At 53.5% G+C, this 445-nt stretch carries 2 protein-coding genes; both read left to right on the top strand.

Translation table 11 applies throughout. The features are described 5' to 3' along the window. The coding region (locus NE664_14070) for a xanthine phosphoribosyltransferase (GenBank protein MCQ4727761.1) at positions 1 to 198 on the top strand (198 nt) is incomplete at its 5' end. After that, positions 195 to 445 (top strand): HAD hydrolase family protein (locus NE664_14075; protein ID MCQ4727762.1); only part of this gene is annotated, 251 nt, incomplete at its 3' end. The genes NE664_14070 and NE664_14075, both read left to right, overlap by 4 nt.

Genomic DNA, 445 nt, shown 5'->3' on the forward strand with positions numbered 1-445 from the left:
GGCAAGGCTTTAGAGGGCCTGGCAGCCGTGGTGAAGGATTCGGGAGCAGAATTGATCGGTGCCGGGATTGTGATCGAGAAAGGGTTTCAGCCTGGAGGAGACCGTCTGCGCGCAGATGGAATCCGTGTCGAATCCCTTGCAATCGTAGAAAGCATGGATGAAAAAACGGGCAGTATCCGTTTTCGGGGTGATGAATGACAAGTAACAGAAAGGCATTATTTTTTGATATAGATGGTACGCTTCTCTCGGAAGTGAACCGGAATGTACCGGAGAGTGCCAGAAAGGCTGTTGCGGGAGCACGGGCGGCCGGACATCTGGTATTTATCAATTCCGGCCGTACATACAGCCTGATCGGCCCGATCAGGGACCTGGTTGAAGTGGACGGCTATTGCTGCGGATGCGGCACGAGGGTGATCGTGGGAGATGAAGTGCTGTTCTCCTTTAC

Origin of the sequence: Anaerotignum faecicola, assembly GCA_024460105.1 — a bacterium.
Lineage (GTDB): Bacteria > Bacillota > Clostridia > Lachnospirales > Anaerotignaceae > JANFXS01.